Origin of the sequence: Streptococcus oralis, assembly GCF_901543815.1 — a bacterium.
Lineage (GTDB): Bacteria > Bacillota > Bacilli > Lactobacillales > Streptococcaceae > Streptococcus > Streptococcus oralis_CM.
The window spans coordinates 642,928-665,428 of record NZ_CABEIU010000002.1 but is presented as its reverse complement, the minus strand read 5'-3'; the positions used below and the strand labels follow the sequence as shown (position 1 = coordinate 665,428).

Here is a 22,501-nt window from a genome sequence, read left to right as displayed (position 1 = left end):
TGTGTTATAATAGAGGCATGAAAACAAATGATATTGTCTATGGCGTCCATGCCGTTACCGAAGCCCTCCTTGCAAACACTGGAAATAAACTTTACCTCCAAGAAGATCTTCGAGGTAAGAATGTTGAAAAAGTCAAGGAACTGGCTACAGAAAAGAAGGTATCCATCTCTTGGACCTCAAAAAAATCCCTATCTGAGATGACCGAAGGCGCTGTTCATCAAGGTTTTGTTCTACGAGTGTCCGAATTTGCCTATAGCGAACTTGATCTCATCCTTGCCAAAACACGACAAGAAGAAAATCCACTTCTGTTGATTCTGGATGGTCTAACTGACCCTCACAACTTAGGCTCTATCTTAAGGACTGCTGATGCGACCAATGTTTCAGGTGTCATCATTCCCAAGCACCGTGCCGTCGGAGTGACTCCTGTCGTTGCCAAAACGGCCACAGGTGCTATTGAGCATGTACCGATTGCGCGAGTGACCAACCTCAGTCAAACCATAGACAAACTCAAGGGTGAGGGATTCTGGACCTTTGGAACGGATATGAACGGTACTCCTTGCCACAAGTGGAATACAAAAGGGAAAATTGCCCTTATCATCGGAAATGAAGGAAAAGGAATCTCTAGCAACATCAAAAAACAGGTTGATGAAATGATTACCATTCCAATGAATGGACATGTTCAAAGCCTCAATGCCAGTGTCGCTGCAGCCATTCTCATGTACGAAGTTTTCCGAAACAGACTATAAAAAAGTTTCCAATCACTTGATTGGAAACTTTTTTATGATTATACTCAATGAAAATCAAAGAGCAAACTAGGAAGCTAGCTGTAGACAGTACTTGAGTACGGCAAGGCGAAGCTGACGTGGTTTGAATTTGATTTTCGAAGTGTATTAACTATGTTCTGTAATAAATTTGTATGCTTCTTGACCAGCGATAGCCCCATCTCCAACTGCTGTTGTTACTTGGCGAAGATCTTTTTGGCGAACATCCCCAACCGCAAAGATACCGTCAACGGCAGTTTTCATGTGATTGTCTGTCACAATCCAGCCTGCCTGGTCTTGGATATTCAATTCTTTAACAAAATCGCTAACAGGATCCAAACCAACATAGATAAAGACACCACCGAAGGCTTGTTCTGTTACTTGACCTGTTTTCACATTTTCAAATACGACAGATTCTACTCGGTTTTCACCTTTGATTTCCTTGACAACAGAATCCCAGATAAAGTTGACTTTCTCATTTGCAAAAGCACGGTCTTGCAAAACCTTTTGGGCACGAAGTTCATCTCGACGGTGAACAATGGTAACAGTCTTGGCAAAGCGAGTTAAGAACAGAGTTTCTTCTACCGCTGAATCTCCACCACCGACTACGAGCAAGTCTTGGTCACGGAAGAAAGCTCCGTCACAGACTGCACAGTAAGAAACTCCTCGACTGTTCAGTTCCACTTCTCCGGGAACTCCCAAAAGACGGTGTTTAGAACCAGTTGCTACAATGACAGTACGGGTTTCGTAAACTTGATCATCAGTGATTACCTTCTTATAGTCACCCTGGTCTTCAATATTTTCAACATAGCCATAAAGATGCTCCACTCCAAGGTTTTCAAGTGGTTCAAACATCTTTTCAGCCAATTCAGGTCCACTTATGTTGGCATAACCTGGATAGTTTTCAATGTCAGATGTGTTATTCATTTGCCCGCCTGGCAGGCCACCTTCTATCAAAGCCACTTTCAGATTGCTTCGAGCGGCATACAAGGCAGCGGTCATTCCCGCAGGTCCAGCACCGACAATAATCGTATCGTACATTTCGATTCCTTCTTTCTTGTTGTAACTATCTTTATTCTAACTGTTTAAAGTTTATTTAGCAAGCATTATGCTCTGAAAACTAAAATGAGACTCATGACGGCAAAGGATAACACCGGAACGACCAAAACTCCAATCATAATCATATCATAAAGATGGGCTTGGCGAGCCTTGGCTGTCTTGTCCACACCAGACATAGCTCGCAATCCAATCCAAATCCCTAAAAAAATCACGACGAGAATGGTCGTTAAGATCAAACTCTCGAAATATAAAGAAAACAGTTGCAGCAGCATGATCTCTCTCGTTTCTATCTTTTTTAAAGAGTAAACTCAGCTAGTCCAACTAACTGAGTTTTCCTTTTACTATTATATCAAATATAAGTCCGTTTGTAACTAGCGAAGAATTCTTTTGTTCGTTCTTCTTTCGGATGATTGATGATTTCATCCGGTGTGCCAGACTCGATGATTTTCCCTTTATCTAGGAATAAAACCTTGTCTGCCACTTGGGCTACAAAAGACATATCGTGACTAACCAAGATCATGGTCTGACCTGACTTGGCAGCGTCTGCAATAGACTTTTCTACCTCGCCGACCAACTCTGGGTCAAGGGCTGAAGTGGGCTCGTCCAAGAGCAAGACATCTGGTTTCATAGCAAGCGCACGCGCGAGGGCAACCCGTTGCTTTTGTCCACCTGATAAGTGGCGAGGATAATGGTTTTCACGGTCAGAAAGACCAACCTTAGCCAACTCTTTCTTGGCGATTTTTGTTGCTTCCTCGTCCGATAATTTCTTAACGACAACCAAACCTTCCTTGACATTGTCAAGGGCTGTTCGGCGTTCAAACAAATTAAACTGTTGGAAAACCATAGACAACTTGCGACGAAGGGCTAGGATTTCTTCTTGGCTAATCTGAGAAAAATCAACTTTAAAATTGTCAATCTGAATCGTTCCACTATCTGGAGTTTCAAGGTAGTTCAAACTACGAAGAAAGGTTGATTTCCCAGCTCCAGATGAACCAATCAAAGCCACTACCTCACCTTTTTGGATATCCAAGTTCAGATGATTCAAGACTGTCTGTCCTGAAAAGGATTTGCTTAAATTCGAAATCTTAATCATTAACGAAGGTCTCCTTTCACATCTGTTTGTACTGTATCCGGCGCTGAAATAGCCATTTTTCTCTCGATGAAACGGCCGAGGCTTTCAATTCCGATATTGACTACCCAATAAACAAGGGCTACGGAGATGAAACGTTCAAAATAGCGATAATCAGCTCCACCTAAAATCTGAGCTTGGGCAAAGACCTCCACAACACCTGCGCTAAAGGCTAGGGAAGTTCCCTTGGTCAAACCGATAAGGGAGTTAATCAAAGTCGGTGTCGCAACTACCGCCGCATTTGGAATAATCACGCGACGATAAACTTGCGCTCGCGTCATACCCAAACTGCGTGCCGCCTCAATTTCACCTGGATTAACAGAAAGTATGGCCGCACGAATCGTTTCACTTGCATAAGCCGCCTCATTAAAAGCAAAAGCCACAATCGCAAAAAGCGCTGCTGGAATCGCATTGATATTGAGACCAGTTCCCCATTGTTGGTTGATAGCTTTCAGTGCCAAAGGAATTCCATAGTAGGTCAACATAAGTTGAACTAGGATTGGGGTACCTTTTAAGAAGCTAACGAAAAAGGCCTGCAAGGGATATAGAATTTTAACACGATTGATCTTAACAATGGCAAAAATTAGGGCAAGTAGCAAACCAAAGAGTGCACCTCCAAGTGTCAACATCAAGGTTGTAGGCAGTTGTTGGACAATCCTTGGAATTCCATCAAAGACCGAACGCAAACTAAAGAGCTTACCATCCGGAATGAGTTGCATCAAACTTTGGTACCAATCTGATGCTAAAAATGTTGTAACAGTCATAAAAACATCCTCTCCTGATAATGATTCATTCTATCATACTTCTGCTCGCAAGCAAATTATTTGCTACGGGCTACTCAGACTTTGTCTATCTTCTAGTTTATCACACTTTAAAACAGGGAGGCTATATATTTTACCTATCAAGGAGATAAATAAAAACTATCTCAAACCTAAGTTCTCATAGGGTTTTCTATAGCCGATTTGTTTAACAGCACCATTCTCCACCAGAATTGGACGTTTCAATAACATACCATCACTCGCTAGAAGCTTGGCTGCTTCTTTTTTTGACAAACTTCCCACCTTATCTTTCAAGCCCAGTTCACGATATTTGATCCCGCTAGTATTGAAAAATTGTTTCACTTCAAAACCGGAAGTTTCTAACCAGTTCAAAATCACGTCTTCACTTGGGGTTTCTTCTACGATGTGGACATCTTGGTATTCTAGTCCAAGTTGATCCAATTCATTTTTTGCTTTCTTACAAGTTGAACATTTTGGGTATTCGATAAATTCTAACATCTTCTTTTCTTTCTATTTTTTATTTTCTTGAAATACTACACCTTCATGTTGCAAGAGCCAGGCTTTCTTTTCGACTCCCGATGCATAGCCTGTCAGACGATTGTCTGACCCCAGCACACGATGACAGGGTACGAGGATGGACCAAGGATTGCGCCCCACTGCTCCGCCAATCGCTTGGGCAGAACCCACTTGCAGGTCTTGAGCTATTTGTCCGTAAGTTACTGTTTGACCATAAGGAATGCTCTGTAAGTATGTCCATACTCGCTTTTCAAAATCTGTTCCAATAAGAGCCAAAGGCAAGGAAGACAAATCTTGAGCACATCCATCAAAGTAAGTATCTAAATAGGAAATAACTTGATCAAGGACAGGATGTTCTGTAACTACTTCCATGTCAGCATCTATCCCTCTCTCAAAATGAGTTTGGTCCTGCACCCAAATTCCATACAGATATTGCTCGTCAGCAACTAAGGATAAGGTTCCAATTGGCGACGGGTAGAGCATTTTTGCGTACTTTTTCTGCTTCATTTTTTTAATTTCTGATAGGCCAAACGTTCCCCATCAACTGGAACCTTACCAACCTGTTGGAAGCCCAGCTTTTCAAAGATATGCTGCATGGCCTTGTTTTCTGCATGTGTATCTGAACGAAAATCTAGATAATCAAAACCTTCAATCAAGCCTTCTAGGAAAGTCTGAGCAACACCTTGTCCTTGGACATCTGCTGCCACAGCGATACGGTGAAAGACCAGGTATTCTGATTCTCCTCCTTGCCAACTTCCTTCATAAATGGCTTCATAGGATTTCTCTGGGCTCTTGGTCACAGCAGCATAGGCTAGTAGTTCTCCTTCTTCCAAGGCCACATAGGCTTGGCCTGAGATGATATCATCAATAATGATATCTGCATTTGGATAGCCATTTTGCCACTGGTCACTACCAGACTCAGCTAAGCACTTTTTGGCATCCTCCATCACCTGCATAATCGCATCTACTTCGTTTGGAAAAGCTAAACGAATCTCCATCTTTTCCCCTCATTTCTAACTATTTTCTCTCATCATAGCATAATTTAAAGCTTTCTACAAGCAGTTGAAACTTGACTTTTGTTTTTTATTATTTTATAATCTAGTTATTAAAACTAGATAAAAAGGAGTTGGAAATGAATTCTAACTTTTCCTACCCAAAATGGGAAGACATTCCAAACATTGACCTCTATTTGGATCAGGTTTTGCTTTATGTCAATCAAGTCTGCGCCCCTGTCTCTCCAGATAAAGAAAAGGGACTAACAGCATCCATGGTCAATAACTATGTCAAACATGGTTACTTGACAAAGCCAGACAAGAAAAAATACCAACGCAAACAGATTGCTCGTTTGATTGCCATCACCACTCTCAAGTCTGTCTTTTCGATCCAAGAAATCGCTCAGACCCTCAATACTCTGCAAACTCAAGCGAGCTCAGACCAGCTCTACGATGCTTTTGTGGACTACATGAACCATGGGATTGATCCAGAAAATCCTATTATCCAAACCAGCTGTCAAACGGTTAAACTCTATCATCAAACTCTAGACTTAATCCTTATCAAAGAAGAGGAGGAAATCCAATGAATACCAGTCTAAAACTCAGTAAAAAACTCAGTTTTGGAGAGGAAATTGCTAATAGTGTGACCCATGCTGTGGGTGCCGTTATCATGCTCATCTTACTCCCCATTTCATCCACCTATAGTTATGAAGCACACGGATTTTTATCATCTTTTGGTGTTTCAATCTTTGTTATCAGTCTCTTTCTCATGTTCCTCTCGTCAACCATTTACCACTCTATGGCTTATGGTTCGACCCACAAATACGTCTTGCGAATCATCGACCATTCTATGATTTATGTGGCTATCGCAGGCTCTTATACGCCGGTCGTATTGACTTTGATGAATAACTGGTTTGGCTATCTGATTATAGCCATTCAGTGGGGAACGACCATCTTTGGCATCCTCTATAAAATCTTCGCTAAAAAGGTTAATGAGAAATTCAGCCTTGCCCTTTATCTGATTATGGGCTGGTTGGTTCTGGCTATCATTCCTGCCATTATCAGTCAAACAACGCCAATTTTCTGGAGTCTCATGGTAACTGGCGGATTCTCTTATACAGTTGGAGCTGGTTTTTACGCTAAGAAAAAACCTTATTTCCACATGATCTGGCATCTCTTTATCCTAGCGGCGTCTGCACTCCAGTACATCGCCATTGTTTATTACATGTAAAAAAGTTGAGAATCTTTTCTCAACTTTTTTCTTTACACATATTGATAAAGTACTGGTGCAAGCGAACATCATCTGTCAATTCTGGATGAAAAGAAGTTACCAGCATATTTTTTTCTTGCGCAGCAACGATTTGATCATCAACTGTTGCTAGAATTTCTACACCCTCTCCAACACTGCTGATAATCGGTCCACGGATAAAAGTCATGGGAATCTGACCGACTCCCTTACATTCTGCCTCTGTATAGAAGCTTCCTAGTTGGCGCCCATAAGCATTACGCTCAACTACTATGTCCATAGTCGCTAGATGACTTTCTTCCTGAGAAATGATTTCCTTAGCCAGCAAAATTAAGCCCGCACAAGTTCCAAAGACTGGTAGTCCAGAAAGAATAGCTTCTCGGATGGGAAGTAGCATGTTCTGGTCACGCAAGAGCTTGCCCATTGTTGTAGACTCACCGCCAGGTAATATCAAACCCACCAAGTCACTCTGATGTTGTTGAAAATCATCTAAATTTCTGATTTCGACACTGTCTACCTTTAGTTTATCTAACACTTTTGCATGTTCTGCAAAGGCGCCTTGCAAGGCTAATATTCCAATTTTCATCTATTTTCCTCGCTCTGCCATGAGAATTTGAATTTCATTCTCATTGATACCAACCATGGCTTCCCCTAGGTCTTCAGAGATTTGTGCTAGAATTTGAGGATTTTGATAGTTGGTTACCGCTTTGACAATGGCACTTGCTCGTTTAACAGGATCTCCTGATTTGAAAATACCTGAACCGACAAAGACACCCTCTGCACCCAATTGCATCATCAGCGCAGCATCTGCTGGTGTTGCCACACCTCCAGCCGCGAAGTTTACAACTGGCAATTTTCCATGTTCGTGGACGTATTGGACCAATTCAACAGGGACTTGCAAGTCCTTGGCAGCCACATAGAGCTCATCTTCACGTAGATTTTGAATACGGCGAATTTCTTGATTCATCATGCGCATATGACGAACGGCTTGAACGATGTCTCCTGTACCCGGTTCTCCTTTGGTACGAATCATGGAAGCTCCTTCAGCGATACGACGCAAGGCTTCACCCAAGTCCTTAGCTCCACAGACAAAAGGAACCTGAAATTCTTTCTTGTCCACATGGAAACGGTCATCAGCTGGAGACAGCACTTCACTCTCATCGATATAGTCAATCTCAATAGCCTCTAAAATCTGAGCTTCAACAAAATGCCCGATTCTAACCTTGGCCATCACTGGAATACTGACCGCTTTTTGGATTTCCTTAATCATCTTTGGATCGCTCATACGGGAAACTCCACCAGCTGCACGAATATCAGCTGGAATCCGCTCCAAGGCCATAACAGCTGCCGCACCAGCAGCCTCTGCGATACGAGCCTGTTCAGGGTTCTGCACATCCATGATAACACCGCCTTTGAGCATCTGTGCCAAATTTTTATTTAGTTCATAACGATTTTCAGTCATTTCTTAATCCTCATCATTTGTATTGGTAGCTACCATTTCATTTTAAGGCAGATTAGAATGAAGTACAAGATAAAAAAAGGATAATTGTATGGGTACAGATTGATACTCAATGAAAATCAAAGAGCAAACTAGGAAGCTAGCCGCAGGCTGTACTTGAGTACGGTAAGGCGAAGCTGACGTGGTTTGAATTTGATTTTCGAAGAGTATAACTAAAAAACTATCTGACCTTAACCTAAGGCCAGATAGTCCATCAAATTTTATTTTTCAGCTGTAAGTGCAGCCATTGTGATGTAGTTGTATGGTTTGTTGAAGTGTGGCAAGAAGAATAGGTCTGTCAAAGCCAATTTATCAATGGTTACATGCTCTTGGATAGCAAGTGAGAACATGTGGATTCCCATACTGATAGCAGCATCATGTGACACCATTTGTGCACCTAGAATTTCGCGGCTGTCTTTGTCAAAGACAATCTTGATGGCAACTTCGTGGTTGTCATGTTTGATAAATTCTGGTTTTTGAAGATCGTTAAAGCCAGTTTCAGTTGCATTATAGCCTGCAGCTTTGGCTTTTTCAAGAGTCAAACCAGTCGAAACCATGTGAAGACCGTAGATAGAGATACCGTTTGATCCTTGAACTCCGATTCCTTCCAATTCATGACCACAAGCGTTATAAGCACCAACAATACCAGTACGTACAGCGTTAGATGCAAGCGCGATGTAGCTAGTGTCTTTACGAGCGTTGTCATAAACAGTCGCACAGTCACCTACTGCATAAACACCTGGGATTGAAGTTTCTTGTTTCTTGTCTACAAGGAAGGCACCGTTGCGGAAGAGTTCAATCTTACCATCAGCAAGAGCTGTGTTAGGACGGAAACCAACTGCAAGAACAACCATATCCACATCAAATGTTTCTTTGTCTGTCACCAAGCGTTCTACTTTACCGTCACCCTGGATAGCTTTAACTGTTTGACCAAGAGCCAAGCGGATGTTGTGGTCTTCCAAGTTTTTCGCCATCATTTGAGTGAAGTCTTTGTCATAGTAGCCGTTCAAAACAGTGTCTACGATGTCAACAAGCACCACTTCTTTTCCAAGACGCTCAAAGGCTTCGGCAAGTTCTACACCGATATAACCACCACCAACAACGGCAATGCGCTCAAGGTGTTTGCTCTTGTCCTCAAGTTTTTCAATAACTTCTTCAGCGTTTTGGTACAACTTAACAAATTGAACATTTTCAAGGGTCGCTTTGAATTCGCGGTTACCCTTAACGATTTCAACACCTTCGATTGGAGGCAAGATTGGAGTTGAACCAGTCGCAAAGATCAATTTATCATAAGACTCTTTGTGTTCTTGACCTTCAACTTCTGCTGTCACAACTTTGTTATCGTAGTCAATTGAAAGAACTGGTGCGTTCATGTAAACTTTAGCACCTTTTGCTTCCAATTTTTCTTTATCAGAGTAGAAGAGACCTTCTGGGCCATCAATTTGTTCCCCAATCCAAAGCGCCATTCCACAACCAAGGAATGAAATATTTGAGTTTTGGTCAAATACTACGATTTCGTTCTCATGTCCGAAGTTGTCCAACATCGTATTAATACAAGCTGTTCCAGCGTGGTTAGCACCAACTACAACGATTTTACTCATAGAAAAATTCCTACCTTTAATTTTTGATTTACCTTTCTAGTATATCATTTACTGTTAGCGTTTACAAGGCATTTGCTCAGAATTCTCTTTTTTTCAGAAAAAAATACACTTAATATTAACAGACCTTATTTTTCTATCGTTTTCATATTAATTTTGAGCATATTTCTTGACTTTTGTTAAAATTTATTTGTGAAAACGCTGACTTTATGGTATGCTAGATACATGGAAAGAAAATGTAAGGGGTTAAATTTTCTATTAATCTGACTTATCTTGAATGATTTCCTACAAGAAGAAAGGAGTTGGTAGCTTGCCTCTTCGTTCTCGTTCTGAACGGCTGATGGGAACAACTATCACGATTTCATTAGTAGATGAGCAGGCAGAAACCCTGCTTCAGGGCGCTTTTGACTTGCTCAAGGAGCTCGAATACCGCTTCAACGCCAACAGTCAAGAATCCGAACTGATGGAAATCAACTACCAGGCTGGAATCACGCCTGTTAAGGTTCATCCTGACCTATTTGAACTGATTGCTCTTGGACTCGAGCATAGTCTAGCTCCCTCTAGCCATCTAAATATCAGTATCGGTCCCTTGATTCAAACTTGGCGAATCGGTTTTGCAGATGCACGGCTTCCAAAGCCAAATGAAATAGAAGCTGTCTTGCCTCTAGTTGACCCGCATTTTATCAAGTTAGATCCGACTAACTCTACTGTTTTTTTAGAGAAGAAAGGAATGAAGCTTGATTTAGGTTGTTTAGCCAAGGGCTATAGTGCAGATAAGGTTGCTCAGTATTTGAAAGAGCACGGTGTCACTTCTGCCTTGATCAATCTCGGAGGAAATATCCTCACCATCGGGAATAACCAAGCCAAAGAAGGGAATGCCTGGCAGATTGGTATTCAAGATCCGCGAAATCCTCGTGGCAATCATCTCCTAACCATTCCTGCTTCTAACAAATCCGTTGTCACTTCAGGTATCTATGAACGCCACCTGACAATAGATGGAAAAGACTATCACCATATCTTTGATAGTAAGACAGGATTTCCTGTCGAAACCGATCTTGCTAGCCTAACGATTGTCTCTGATAAATCCGTTGATGGTGAGATTTGGACAACACGCCTTTTCGGAGAACGAAGCGCTTCTATCCTCTGGCAGGTCGAAAGTTTAGATGGTATTGAAGCCATCCTCATCGACAAAGAGGGACACCTTGCTTGTTCTTCAGGCCTTCAAAATTGTATTATGTAAAAAGAGAAAGGAAATCTCATGCTAAAACTTATTGCCATTGTTGGAACGAACTCTAAACGTTCTACAAACCGCCAATTGCTCCAATACATGCAAAAACACTTTGCGGATAAAGCTGAAATTGAACTCGTTGAAATCAAGGATATCCCTGTTTTCAACAAACCTGCAGATAAACTTCTTCCCGCTGAAATTCTTGAAATTGCAGCTAAAATTGAAGAGGCTGATGGTGTCATTATCGGTACTCCTGAGTACGACCACTCTATCCCTGCAGTTTTGATGAGTGCTCTTGCTTGGCTATCTTACGGTATCTACCCACTTTTGAACAAACCAATCATGATCACTGGTGCTTCCTATGGTACACTTGGTTCATCTCGTGCCCAATTGCAACTTCGTCAAATCTTGAACGCTCCTGAAATTAAGGCAAATGTTCTTCCAGATGAATTCTTGCTTTCACACTCTCTTCAAGCATTTAACCCAAGTGGGGACTTGGTTGACCTTGACGTCATCAAGAAATTGGATGCCATCTTTGATGACTTCCGTATCTTTGTGAAGATTACTGAAAAATTGCGCAATGCACAAGAATTGCTTCGCAAAGACGCTGAAGAATTTGACTGGGAAAATTTGTAAGATAGGAGACCGAAAGAATGAAATTTGTTGGACTTGTTGGATCAAACTACGATCAATCATATAACCGCAAACTCTTGGAATTTATCCGTCGCAATTTCAAATTCAAATTTGAATTAGAAGTTCTTGAAATCGACGAAGTTCCAATGTTTAACCAAGACGAAAAATGGGACGAAAGCTTCCAATTGCGTTTCTTGTATAACAAGATTACACGTGCTGATGGTGTCATTATCGCCACTCCTGAGCACAACCACACTATCTCAGCTTCTCTCAAATCTGTACTTGAATGGCTTTCATACGAAGTTCATCCATTTGAAAACAAACCTGTTATGATTGTGGGTGCATCATACTATGACCAAGGAACATCACGTGCCCAAGTTCACCTTCGTAAGATCCTTGACGCTCCCGGTGTCAACGCCTACACACTTCCAGGGAATGAATTCCTTCTTGGTAAAGCTAAGGAAGCTTTTGATAACAACGGAAATATCACCAACGAAGGCACTGTTAAATTCCTTGAAACTTGCTTAGATAACTTTGTAAAATACGTAGGAGTCGTTTCGAAATTGAAAAAACCAAAACCAATCGAACCAGAAGACTTGGATTGTGGAAAACCAATTGCAACAACCATTACAGAAGTTGATCCTGACGATCCAGAATGGGTAGAAAAAGTTGCAGCAATCACTGAAGCTGTTTCTGGTGATACCTATGTCAAATTGGACCACGGTATCTTGACAGTTAACCAAATTGATATGTTCTTGAAAGCTATGCCATTTGAATTGACATACGCTGACGACAACAACCAATTCCTCTACTACAACAACGCTCACCAAGATCCAGACACCATGTTTGCTAAACGTGTACCACCTCAATCAGGTAGCCGTATGTCGACTGTTCACAATTCTCTTCCACCAGCACGTATGAAGAATGTAGAGTGGGTTATCGGAACACTTCGCAACGGAAACCAAGAATACGTCCGTACTATCGTTCCAGGTTCTCCTGCAGGTGTCATCAACACCCACAACTACCAAGCAATGTACTATCCTGATGGATCATACGCTGGTATCAATGAAATCGTCTTTAACTTCCAACCATGGCTTGACTGGTACCTAAAAGAAACTGGTCAACGTTTGGTAGGCGGTAGCGGTCCATTCGCTCCTGCTGCTGGAGGTCATGGAGACGCCGATGCTACTTCTGGCGCTTCTGATTCAGGGGATGCTGGAGGCCACGGTGGTGGGGCTGACGCTACTTCTGGTGCAAGCAACTAAGAAACCAAAAAGGAGCCAAATGGCTCTTTTTTATTACAACAGAAAAGGGGAATGTAAATCATCTACAACCCCCTTTCATTTTATGAGTTAGGATCATCTATACTACGGCCGTGTAAACCTTTTTCACGTTGTACCTGACGTAGTTTTTCTGGTGTGACGTCATTTCCTTCCTCGTCCACAATTTTAATTCCTTCAATATGGTGACGAACAGAACGACGATAGCCTTCGATGTACTCCTCACGAAGTTTAGCTTGTTCCACTTTTTCAGCAGAAGTTAAGCCTTCTGTTTTTTTCTTTTTGGCAAGCTCGTTGATACGAGCGATTTTTTTCGGATCCATTTCTTCTCCTTTGTGATAAGGTTTAATCCGTTTAACAGATTTTATTTTTTATTTGGTATTAATTTGATTGAAACGTGCAAGTTTAGCGGCTTTCTTGGTTAATTGCGACAAGATAGCCAAGCGATTTTGTCGGACAGTCTGATCTTCGGCCATTACCATGGTATTTTCAAAGAAAGCATCAATAATTGGGCTAAGTGCAAAGAGTTGTTCTAATTGCTGACTTGCAGTACCTGATAAAACAAGTGATTCTACTGCTTCCGACAAGGCTTTCTCTTCTTCATTCTCAAAGAGAGCAGGATCAACAGTATCAGTCCCTTCGGCTTTTTCAGCCAAGTTAAAGACACGTGAGAGGGATTCAACAAACGGTTTGAAGTTTTCTTCCTTGCTTGCTTCTACGAGAGCATTTGCTGCTTCTAGCATATCTGCCACAACAAAGTTCGAACTTGCAAGGACAGCTTCCTTAATGTCTTTTGGAGTAGAACCCATCATCTTATCAACACGAGCCTTGATAAAGTCCATGACTTCTGCTTTATTTGCATAAGTCAAGCTGTCAAATTTCAAAGCATGAAGGCTATCGATCAGCTCATCCATAGCAATGTGCCAACCAAAGGCATCCAAGATACGAACCACACCTTGCGTCGCACGACGAAGGGCATAAGGGTCATTAGAACCTGATGGAATCAAGCCTACTGAGAAGAAACTCAAAATCGTATCCAATTTGTCTGCAATGGCTAGAATGGCTCCAACCTTGCTCTCTGGAAGTTCGCCTTCGGCTGATGTAGGCATGTAGTGTTCACGAATAGCAGCTGCAACTGCTGGAGTTTCCCCAGCAAGAAGGGCATATTTCTCACCCATAATACCTTGGAGTTCATCAAACTCACCAACCATACCCGTCAACAAGTCAAACTTGTAAATGGCTGCTGCACGAGCAAGGTCAACCGTTTCATCCACTGACAAGCCAGCCTTTTCTGCCAAGAGAATGGCAATCTGACCTGTACGAATCATGTGTTCACGAAGGGAACCAATCTTTTCGTGGAAGGTCACATGGTTCAATTTTTCAACAAGGTCAGAAATGACCAATTTTTGGTCTTCACGCCAGAAGAATTCTCCGTCTTCCAAGCGGGCAACTAAAACTTTTTCATTTCCCTTGATGACATTTTCCAAATGCTCTGCGTTTCCATTACGAACAGAAATGAAGTTTGGCAAGAGCTTGCCATCCTGATCACGAACAACAAAGTAACGTTGGTGTTCCTTCATCGAAGTCACCAAAACTTCTTCTGGAACTTCAAGGTATTTGGCATCAAAACTTCCCATGAAGGCAGTTGGGTATTCAACCAAGTTCAAGACTTCGTTCAGCAAGTCAGCATCAATTTCGATGCGTACACCATGTTCAGCTTCGATTGCCTTGATTTGGTCAATAATCATTTGCTCACGTTCACGTGGATCCGCGATTACAAACTGCTTACGAAGATCTTCTTCGTAGCTCAATGCTGATTGAATCTTAGTTTCTTGTCCCAGGAAACGATGGCCACGGCTTACACGACCGCCCTTGATATCAAGGAAATCCAAGTCAAATTCTTCTTCATCTAAAAGAACAGTTAAAGTGTGAACAGGGCGGATATATTCAAAAGTGTTGTTAGCCCAGTGCATGCTGACAGGGAATGTCAATGACTTCAAGACATCTACTACACCTGGAACAATGGCTTCAACTGGTTGCCCCACTTCTTCCTTGGTAACATAGACATATTCTTCACCCTTGATTTCACGGAATTCAATATCTTCAACCGTTAAGCCTTTCCCACGGACAAATCCTTGAGCCGCTTTGGTGAAGTTTCCATCACTATCCAAGGCAATTTTCTTTGCTGGACCCTTGAAATCTTCTGTCAAATCAGACTGTTTGTCTGCAAGACCAGTCACACGAACAGCCAAACGACGTGGTGTTGAGAAGGTTTGAACGGCTTCAAAGGAAAGACGATTTTCCTTGAGGAAGGTCGCCATTTTTTCACCTAGTTGTTTTTCACTTGGAGTTACTACATAGGCTGGTAACTCTTCAAGACCGAGTTCTACTAATAAGTTTTTTGTCATGTTTTTTCCTTTACATCTTCTTCAATCTTTTCTTTTGATATGCACCTTAGGTACTGGGGACGTCGCTAACTAACTTTTGTGTGTCTGTAAGGAAATCTTATACCAAATAAACTAAGATTTCCAACAGTCTCATCAAAGTGGATTTAGCTGACTGATTTTTGAATCCAAGGTTTCAAAAATCCCCACACAACAGTACGGCGGTGCATATCCCTCTAGCAAGTCTTCGACTTGCCTTTAACGATTTTAGAGCACAGTATTACTTACTATTCTGCGTCTTCTGCTAAGAGTTTAGCTCGTGTTGCTTCATCTAAAAGTGGGTAGCCTAGGCGTTTGCGTTCTGCGACAAAGGTTTTGGCTACGACACGAGCCAAGTTACGGATACGAGCGATATAGCCTGCACGTTCAGTTACGGATACGGCACCACGCGCGTCAAGCAGGTTAAAGGTGTGTGAACATTTGAGAACATAGTCATAGGCAGGGTGAACCAAGCCCTCTTCCAAGGCACGACCAGCTTCCTTTTCAAACTTATCAAAGTTTTCAAGCAACATTTCTTGATCCGAAATTTCAAATGAATATTTTGAGTGCTCGTACTCAGGCTGGATAAAGATTTCTCCATATTTTACACCATCAGCCCACTCGATATCATAGACAGAATCAACCTCTTGAATATAAGAAGCCAAGCGTTCCAAACCATAGGTAACTTCAGCAGTCACAGGGCCAGTTGCCAATCCACCAACTTGTTGGAAATAAGTGAACTGAGTGATTTCCATCCCATCAAGCCAAACTTCCCAACCAAGACCAGCTGATCCAGTTGATGGGTTTTCCCAGTTATCTTCAACGAAACGAATATCGTGTTCCAAAGGATTGATACCCAATTTTTCCAAAGACTCAAGGTAAAGTTCCTGGATATTTGATGGAGAAGGCTTCATAACCACTTGGAATTGGTGGTGTTGGTAGAGACGGTTAGGGTTTTCCCCGTAACGACCGTCAGCAGGACGACGTGATGGCTCTACATAAGCCGCATTCCATGGCTCAGGCCCAATAGCACGAAGGAAAGTGTAAGGACTCATTGTCCCCGCACCTTTTTCATTATCATAAGCCTGCATAAGCATACAACCTTGGTCATTCCAAAATTGTTGCAAAGTAAGGATGATTTCCTGGAAAGTCAATTTTTTAGACATTATTTACTCCTTTTTTTATAAATTACTTGCGACACGAGTCTGCCTCGTCAATTATACGAGGCAAGACGAGTTAGTACTGCGTCTAGCTCAGGCACTCTAGTGCTGAGCGTGGGGCAGCCCGACTGTAAGGAGGTCTCTGCCACTGACGCAGTGAAATGTTAATTTCTTAGACATTGTTATTCCTCTTATTAATTATAAATTTTGTATGCATTTCAAAAGAAAAAAGGAATTCTATTCTGAAAAGCTAATAAAGTACGTATCAACTCCACATAAAAACTGTTTTATTAACCTTGGTCAATAAAATGGTTTTTAACAGAGATATTCATTTCTTGTTTATACTATCTATACTTTGTTAAAAAATTTGAAGTGCTTTATAGAAACCTCTATGCACAATAATATTTTCTCTAAAATTAAATCTTGAAGATTCATTCTCATACTTAAAAATTTGTTTACTCTTTATTGAAGGTTTATTACCAATAACACTGAAGTCAAATAAAATTTTTAAAACATTCTCTGCTCCTCTATCTATTAATTTCTCATGTTTAACTTTTTCTTGATAAATCTCGACAAAGTCCTTTGGGTTAAAAGTTTGTTTTCTTATAGTAGAAAGAATAGAGAATATTTCATTATATTCTGGTAAAACAGAATAAATTTCATCGCTAATTTCCTGCCTCATATATTCCGAAAATGAAGCATCTGCCTCCTTAATATGCCTAGGTCCTATTACACTACAATTATTCCTTAGGGCGATTTTAGAAGCTTCTTTCAAATATTTTATAACATCTCTGGGCCTATTATGAGTACTCCTTAGAATATAGTCAATAGAACTCATCTTAGAATTTTGTTGGTTTCCCATTTTGACTTCTTTATTCATCACTATTTTTTCCCATGCTTCATGGAATGTTTTACTTTGATTTTCTGTCAATACATTAATACGAGATTGAATTAATCTATGCAATTTTTCAGAAGTCCACTCTAGATTGATTAAATAATCACTCCACTTATTTTTATCAGAATAATTTATTCTTTGAAAAATATCTGATCTCAGAAAAACAACAGGATAGACTGGTAGTTGTTCATCTTGGAAAATATTTCTAGTCTCGTTCACTGCCTTAAACAGTCCTGTAATAAGATCAAAATAATTTTGAGCTTCATCAGTGCTTGCAAAATCTTTATAATCTTCATCTAACTCATCAAAAACAACATAATATTTTGATTCCTCTGGAAGATTATTAATGACTAAATCTTCCAGAATTTCTACTACATCTATCCATTCTAATTCATCTTTACTTTTCTCTAAACCAATATTGAATCCTGTACTACAAACTTGCAATCCAAATTCTTTCACTGTTATCCTTGAAATTAAATTCTTTAATCTATTTCTATTATTCTTTTGGGGGAATAATTTCTCCAGATTGTTTCTAAATTTTGAATCAACTTTAGAATCACCAATCATTTGTTTACATATAGAAGCATATATTAAGTATTTCCAAAATGTTGTATATTGACTGGGTTTAGAAAATCTATTATCAGTATAACTATAAATGAAATTAAACGGAAAGTTTTTAAATGATAGTTTCTCAGCATGTGACCCAGCTCCTACATTCTTATGAATAAAAGTTGCGATTGCTGTTTTTCCTTCACCCTTCCTTCCGATAATCATACTTTTTTCACCATTCAAAACTTGTGTCGTTTCTTCAGTATGATAAAAATATTTTACATCTTCATCTTTTGCTTCAATTTTCCACTCAGAATCAAGCTTTCTCAAAAAACCAACTTGTTTATTCACTATTTCCTCCAAAAAAACCGTGTCTCTACGCCCTAAGTCAAGTGACCTAGGGGCGTCAGAAACGCGGTTCCACCCTAATTTATTACTTCATTGTTTTTAAAAATACGACAGAAAGCGCCAGTTTCTTACCTTGTCCTACTTGGCTCCCACTATCCCAAGCTCGCTTGAAGAACGCCATAAGACTTTCTTTCTTGTTGATTATTATATCAGAAAGAGAGAAAATTTACAATTCTTTTTCTTACTTTCTAAAAATCCATCTCATCCACACGAGGTGCGCTCGAAATCACTGAAATCGTCTTTAGGACCTCTCGCTCTTCTTTGCTGAGTTCAATCCCAAAACAATCAAGATTACTCTGGATGCGAGAGGCTGTTACTGACTTGGGTAACGGTAAAAACTCTTCTGCCAAACTCCAAGCCAAGGCAATTTGAGCAACTGATTTCCCATGCTTAGCAGCAATTTCTTGGACTTCCTTCTTATCAAACAACTCTCCTTGCCCAAATGGTCCCCAAGCCTCTAAGAGAATTCCTTTCTCTTTACAGTAGTCAACCACTTCCTCTTGATAAACCCCTGGCGCTAAGCGCACCTGATTAACCGCTGGAATGACTCTTGCTGTCTCAAGCAAGGCATCCAAATGATGGGGAAGGAAATTACTAACACCGATGGCACGGATTTTGCCCTCTTTGTAAAGGTCCTCCATCGCTCTCCAGACTTCAGCATTACGAGTTTTCCATTCGTCATTTTCTCTTAGTGGTTTTGGATTTGGCCAATGGATAAGGTACAAATCTAGATAATCCAATCCCAGTTTTTCCATTGATTCTTCAAATGCTTGGCGAGCTTCATCATAGCTGTGATTGGTATTCCAGAGTTTGGTCGTTACAAAGATTTCTTGACGTGGAATACCGCTATCTCGAATAGCACGACCAACACTTTCCTCATTTTTATAGATAGCTGCAGTATCGATATGTCGATAACCAGCCTTTAAGGCTTCTAAAACGGCTTGGTAGGCCACCTCTCCATTTTCAGCCTTCCATGTTCCAAATCCTAGTACAGGAATTGAAACTCCATTATTTAGCGTATATGATTTCATATTTTTTCCTTTCTATGTGAAGAAAATCTAAAGAAACAAAGTCCTGATTATCAGCACACTTGCTCCTTTAGATTTTAAAATCATTGATCACGATCGTAATACATTTCGTGAGCTTTCAAGCGAGAATTAAGCATTTCCGGAATAGTCACAAATGTATAACCTTGCTCTTTCAGATATTCTATAATCTTTGGAAGAGCATTAACTGTAGCGCCGTGAATATCATGCATAAGAACAATCGATCCATTACGAACCTGATGCTGAATCTCTGTTAAAATAGCAGATTCATTCTTGCTCTTCCAGTCCAAACTATCTACATTCCACATGATAAAACTCAAATCCAGACTATTACGAATATCATCTGTAATCGCTCCGTAAGGAGGTCGCATAAGTTTAGAACTCGAACCTAAAACTTTGGTCAAGGCATCTTCCGTATCCGTGATTTGTTTTTTAGCATCTTCCAGAGACAATTTGGAAAGAACGGGATGATCCCAGCTATGGTTTCCCACAACATGTCCTTCTGATTTCATTCGTTTCAGAAGATCTTCATTGCCAGCAATGTTTTTACCAAGTACAAAGAAAGTCGCCTTTACATTATACTTAGCTAATGTATCCAAAGCTTGTGTAGTTGTAGATGGATTTGGGCCATCATCAAAGGTCAAAGCTACAACTTTTTTATTTTTCTGAGCAAAGTAAGCTTGGTAAAGTTCAGCATCCTTTTCTAATAGATAAGAGGACTCCAACACATCAAAGAAACTGGATATTGGTAAAGCAATTTCCTCCAGAGTCTCCCCTGGGTCAGCAGGATAAAGGATGATTTGACTATCTTTATAATCAAAGCTCCATGACGACAAATCTTGGTCTGTAAAGTTTTTTAGGACCTGATCCATTTTTGTCTGGTCAAGTTTCTTATCTTCTATAGTTGATTTGATTTGACTCAGCAAGAGTTCCTTAGCCTTGGTCGCATCTTTGAAAAGTTGACTAAGAGTAAAAATTTTTCCATCTTCTGTCAAGAAAATTTTTCCTAAAGACGTCTTTTCTTTTTCTTCAACCTTTGCTGCAGACAAATCGTAAACTTGCTTACTAATATTACGAGCCACAACTCCCTTTAAAACAGAATCCAATTGCTCGGTATAATAAAAGACCAAATCCTCTTTATCTTCTAGCTTTTCTTTGATATCCTGGTTGATCTTTTCTCTAACAGATGCAATGACTTCCTCTCCTTGAAGAGGGTAGTAGACAATCACTTCAGCTTGACCTTTTCGGAAATGGTCTCTCTGACTGCCTACGTTGAATTGTTGATCTTTTTCACTTTTTAGCGCTTCAATTTTCTGTTCATAGGACTGTTTCTGCAAAATCTTGTAACCAATCACGCTACCTAGGCAGATCATAGCAAGACTTAAAATACCTACTAAAACCAGTAATACATTTCTCTTTTTATCGTGGGAAACACGCTTCTCTCTATTTTTCTTCATACCTCCATCATATCAAATCAGAACTATAATTTCAATGATAAATCGATATTCTTCTATTTTTGAAAGAAATAATAAAAAGCCTAGATGATCTAAGCTTTTCAGGTATTAGAAGCGAATCGCTTCACGTGTTTTTTCATAAGAAGAAACAAAGCGATTTGTGACTCCTGGTTCTGCAACTTCCAAGGCCTGAGAAATCTTCTCAAATGATGCCTTGTAGTCAAATTCTTTTTCAAAAATTTCAAGTGCTTCATTGAAAGCTTGCTGGATACGCTCATCAAATGAACGGTAACGGTTTGAATACTGCAAGAGTTGCTCCGTCAAGGTCGCGTATTGAACAATATTGTAGGTTTCTGTTTCAAGAGCCTCCATGTCATGGGTCGCAATTTCAAGAATTCGTTTAACTGATTCAATATTAACTTGTGCTTGTTCTAACTCTGCCATCAGATCTTCTGTGTTATGGCTTGCAGTAAAGAAAAGTTTCAAGAAACTTTGAGGAATACCCGGTAAGTTTCTCTTTTCCATGTAGCGTTTGATAGTATGCAAGCGATTCACATAGACATTGGCTTTCTGACGAGCATTGATGTCGTCTTTTTCGATTTGAGCTAGGCGTTCACTAACAGAAACTTGTTCGTCTTCAATGTCTTTTAGATTACTTTGAAGTGAATTAAGCTGCTCCTCTAAAACAGAGTAGGCTTGAGTAGGTTCTGTCTGATCTTCAGTTGCCTCTGTGATCGCTGTATCAAGCCCTGACAATTCAGCTTGAAGACGGCGGACATGGTTCCCATCACTTTCTGGGAGAAGATAAGTTTTATTCAAGCGCTCAAGGTCTTGAACCAAAACCTGATTATTTTCTTTCAAGTGATTGAGGTAGGTTGGAAGCGTTGAAAGGAGACTTTCAACGACTTTTTGGGCAGCTATTTCACGCGTGAAGATATCGTAGAGCGCATTAATCTCTTCTTGGATTTGTGTATTTTCATACTCTGCATTATCCAATTCCAACTGGCGGATGTTTTCTTGATTATTTTTCAAGGATTCATGTAAAAGTTGGAAGCGTGACTCGATGTCCGTTTCAGTGAAGTGATAATTAGCATCCAAGAGTTTACGGTAGCCTTCCTCCAAATCTTCCAATTGTTCTGGAAGTTCTGTTGACAAAGTCTTCACGAGAGATGGAACACGATCAACGATATGTGTCAAAGCGAGAATATGATTTTCAGTTGAATCAAGAATCGCTGCAGCTTCAACTGGGTCACCTGAAGAGTTCAAGGTTACAAATTGAGAAAACTCTGACTGAATATTTTCCAATTGTTTCTCAATTTCAGGAAGGGCTTTACCATACTGTTCCGAATTTTCTGCTACGGTATGTTGCAGATTTTCAAATAAGTCCAAAGCATGCAGAACACGTCCGCTATTCTTAGACTCTTGTTTTTCAAGCTCTGAAAGCGCATTGCGAATCGCCGCAATGTCTTCTTCAATTAAATCAATTTGACTTTCGATTTGATCGATTTGGTGAGTCGCTTTGAAAAAGCGAAAAGAATTATTATAGCCTTCAGCCTCAAACAGGTTATTTTCAATATCAGCAAATGAGTTAAGGGATAAATCAACCCATTTTTGATTCCATTCACGGAAGGTTACCTGACTTTGACCAATCAAGTGCATGTTTTTAACCGCTTCAACCTCATCATTTACAGGAAGGTTGTAGAGTTCTTCTTTTCTTTCTTCGAGGGCCGTCAATCTACTTACATTACGCTTACGTAGGAAGATTGCCGCTACATAAGCCAGAATCAAAATGACTGCAATCGCAACCATTAGATAAATTAGTTGTCCATTAGACATATCAAACTCCT

The 22,501-nt window shown here is 40.4% G+C and carries 23 protein-coding genes; 6 read left to right on the top strand and 17 right to left on the bottom strand.

Annotation, left to right across the window (positions count from 1 at the left end):
• Positions 1 to 17 precede the first annotated feature (17 nt).
• Positions 18 to 746, top strand: a complete 729-nt coding sequence (gene rlmB, locus FQT28_RS03305; RefSeq protein WP_143989405.1) for a 23S rRNA (guanosine(2251)-2'-O)-methyltransferase RlmB — start codon at positions 18 to 20, stop codon at positions 744 to 746.
• Positions 747 to 890: 144 nt separating this feature from the next.
• On the opposite strand, the gene trxB is transcribed toward rlmB, so the two are convergent.
• The 7 genes from trxB to FQT28_RS03270 form a co-directional block, all read right to left on the bottom strand.
• Entirely contained in the window at positions 891 to 1,802 is a 912-nt protein-coding gene (gene trxB, locus FQT28_RS03300) for a thioredoxin-disulfide reductase (protein ID WP_143989404.1), read from the bottom strand.
• A 65-nt stretch (positions 1,803 to 1,867) separates the two neighbouring features.
• Complete coding sequence (locus FQT28_RS03295) at positions 1,868 to 2,092, bottom strand: DUF4059 family protein (RefSeq protein WP_007521457.1); 225 nt, start codon at positions 2,090 to 2,092, stop codon at positions 1,868 to 1,870.
• A 77-nt stretch (positions 2,093 to 2,169) separates the two neighbouring features.
• Positions 2,170 to 2,913, bottom strand: coding sequence for an amino acid ABC transporter ATP-binding protein (locus tag FQT28_RS03290; RefSeq protein ID WP_132973035.1), 744 nt, complete (start codon positions 2,911 to 2,913; stop codon positions 2,170 to 2,172).
• A complete protein-coding gene (locus FQT28_RS03285; RefSeq protein WP_000219165.1) occupies positions 2,913 to 3,713 on the bottom strand; it encodes an amino acid ABC transporter permease in 801 nt (266 codons plus the stop codon). Before FQT28_RS03285 ends, FQT28_RS03290 begins: the two co-directional genes overlap by 1 nt.
• 156 nt (positions 3,714 to 3,869) lie before the next feature.
• Entirely contained in the window at positions 3,870 to 4,226 is a 357-nt protein-coding gene (locus tag FQT28_RS03280) for an arsenate reductase family protein (RefSeq protein WP_143989403.1), read from the bottom strand.
• 12 nt (positions 4,227 to 4,238) lie between these two features.
• Positions 4,239 to 4,751: a methylated-DNA--[protein]-cysteine S-methyltransferase gene (locus FQT28_RS03275; RefSeq protein WP_132973029.1), complete on the bottom strand. Its 513-nt coding sequence runs from the start codon at positions 4,749 to 4,751 to the stop codon at positions 4,239 to 4,241.
• Positions 4,748 to 5,242, bottom strand: coding sequence for a GNAT family N-acetyltransferase (locus FQT28_RS03270; RefSeq protein WP_143989402.1), 495 nt, complete (start codon positions 5,240 to 5,242; stop codon positions 4,748 to 4,750). The genes FQT28_RS03275 and FQT28_RS03270 overlap by 4 nt, the downstream gene beginning before the upstream one ends.
• A gap of 134 nt (positions 5,243 to 5,376) precedes the next feature.
• Between FQT28_RS03270 and FQT28_RS03265 the strand changes: the two genes are divergently transcribed.
• Entirely contained in the window at positions 5,377 to 5,823 is a 447-nt protein-coding gene (locus FQT28_RS03265) for a DUF1836 domain-containing protein (RefSeq protein ID WP_132973025.1), read from the top strand.
• The gene (trhA, locus tag FQT28_RS03260; RefSeq protein WP_143989401.1) at positions 5,820 to 6,467 is read left to right on the top strand and encodes a PAQR family membrane homeostasis protein TrhA; all 648 of its coding nucleotides are present in this window, start codon (positions 5,820 to 5,822) and stop codon (positions 6,465 to 6,467) included. The genes FQT28_RS03265 and trhA overlap by 4 nt, the downstream gene beginning before the upstream one ends.
• 19 nt (positions 6,468 to 6,486) lie before the next feature.
• On the opposite strand, the gene pdxT is transcribed toward trhA, so the two are convergent.
• The 3 genes from pdxT to nox all read right to left on the bottom strand — a co-directional run bounded on the left by pdxT (position 6,487) and on the right by nox (position 9,581).
• On the bottom strand, positions 6,487 to 7,068 hold the full coding sequence (gene pdxT / locus FQT28_RS03255; protein ID WP_143989400.1) for a pyridoxal 5'-phosphate synthase glutaminase subunit PdxT: 582 nt from the start codon (positions 7,066 to 7,068) through the stop codon (positions 6,487 to 6,489).
• Positions 7,069 to 7,944, bottom strand: a complete 876-nt coding sequence (gene pdxS, locus FQT28_RS03250) for a pyridoxal 5'-phosphate synthase lyase subunit PdxS (RefSeq protein WP_084973959.1) — start codon at positions 7,942 to 7,944, stop codon at positions 7,069 to 7,071.
• A gap of 257 nt (positions 7,945 to 8,201) precedes the next feature.
• On the bottom strand, positions 8,202 to 9,581 hold the full coding sequence (nox, locus tag FQT28_RS03240; protein WP_143989399.1) for a H2O-forming NADH oxidase: 1,380 nt from the start codon (positions 9,579 to 9,581) through the stop codon (positions 8,202 to 8,204).
• A gap of 307 nt (positions 9,582 to 9,888) precedes the next feature.
• On the opposite strand from nox, the gene FQT28_RS03235 reads away from it, so the two are divergent.
• From FQT28_RS03235 to FQT28_RS03225, 3 genes are read left to right on the top strand one after another with little or no spacing between them, the layout of a single operon-like run.
• Positions 9,889 to 10,818 carry an FAD:protein FMN transferase gene (locus FQT28_RS03235; protein WP_143989398.1) on the top strand — a complete coding sequence of 310 codons (930 nt, stop codon included), beginning with the start codon at positions 9,889 to 9,891 and terminating at the stop codon, positions 10,816 to 10,818.
• An 18-nt stretch (positions 10,819 to 10,836) separates the two neighbouring features.
• Positions 10,837 to 11,442, top strand: coding sequence for an NADPH-dependent FMN reductase (locus FQT28_RS03230; RefSeq protein ID WP_000915930.1), 606 nt, complete (start codon positions 10,837 to 10,839; stop codon positions 11,440 to 11,442).
• Between the two features lie 17 nt (positions 11,443 to 11,459).
• Positions 11,460 to 12,704 carry an NAD(P)H-dependent oxidoreductase gene (locus FQT28_RS03225; protein ID WP_143989397.1) on the top strand — a complete coding sequence of 415 codons (1,245 nt, stop codon included), beginning with the start codon at positions 11,460 to 11,462 and terminating at the stop codon, positions 12,702 to 12,704.
• A gap of 80 nt (positions 12,705 to 12,784) precedes the next feature.
• Here the strand turns inward: FQT28_RS03225 and FQT28_RS03220 are convergent, their stop codons facing one another.
• From FQT28_RS03220 to ezrA, 7 genes are all read right to left on the bottom strand, one after another.
• Positions 12,785 to 13,042 carry a DUF896 family protein gene (locus FQT28_RS03220; protein WP_000371290.1) on the bottom strand — a complete coding sequence of 86 codons (258 nt, stop codon included), beginning with the start codon at positions 13,040 to 13,042 and terminating at the stop codon, positions 12,785 to 12,787.
• A 48-nt stretch (positions 13,043 to 13,090) separates the two neighbouring features.
• Positions 13,091 to 15,127: a glycine--tRNA ligase subunit beta gene (glyS, locus tag FQT28_RS03215; RefSeq protein WP_143989396.1), complete on the bottom strand. Its 2,037-nt coding sequence runs from the start codon at positions 15,125 to 15,127 to the stop codon at positions 13,091 to 13,093.
• Between the two features lie 263 nt (positions 15,128 to 15,390).
• Entirely contained in the window at positions 15,391 to 16,308 is a 918-nt protein-coding gene (glyQ, locus tag FQT28_RS03210) for a glycine--tRNA ligase subunit alpha (RefSeq protein ID WP_000038733.1), read from the bottom strand.
• A 352-nt stretch (positions 16,309 to 16,660) separates the two neighbouring features.
• Complete coding sequence (locus FQT28_RS03205; protein ID WP_143989395.1) at positions 16,661 to 18,097, bottom strand: P-loop ATPase, Sll1717 family; 1,437 nt, start codon at positions 18,095 to 18,097, stop codon at positions 16,661 to 16,663.
• 245 nt (positions 18,098 to 18,342) lie between these two features.
• Positions 18,343 to 19,185, bottom strand: a complete 843-nt coding sequence (locus tag FQT28_RS03200) for an aldo/keto reductase (RefSeq protein ID WP_132973011.1) — start codon at positions 19,183 to 19,185, stop codon at positions 18,343 to 18,345.
• Between the two features lie 80 nt (positions 19,186 to 19,265).
• Positions 19,266 to 20,657: a peptidoglycan-N-acetylglucosamine deacetylase PgdA gene (gene pgdA / locus FQT28_RS03195; protein WP_143989394.1), complete on the bottom strand. Its 1,392-nt coding sequence runs from the start codon at positions 20,655 to 20,657 to the stop codon at positions 19,266 to 19,268.
• Positions 20,658 to 20,762: 105 nt separating this feature from the next.
• Positions 20,763 to 22,490 (bottom strand): septation ring formation regulator EzrA, encoded by a 1,728-nt coding sequence (gene ezrA / locus FQT28_RS03190; protein WP_125450234.1) that lies wholly within the window; start codon positions 22,488 to 22,490, stop codon positions 20,763 to 20,765.
• Positions 22,491 to 22,501: the final 11 nt, after the last annotated feature.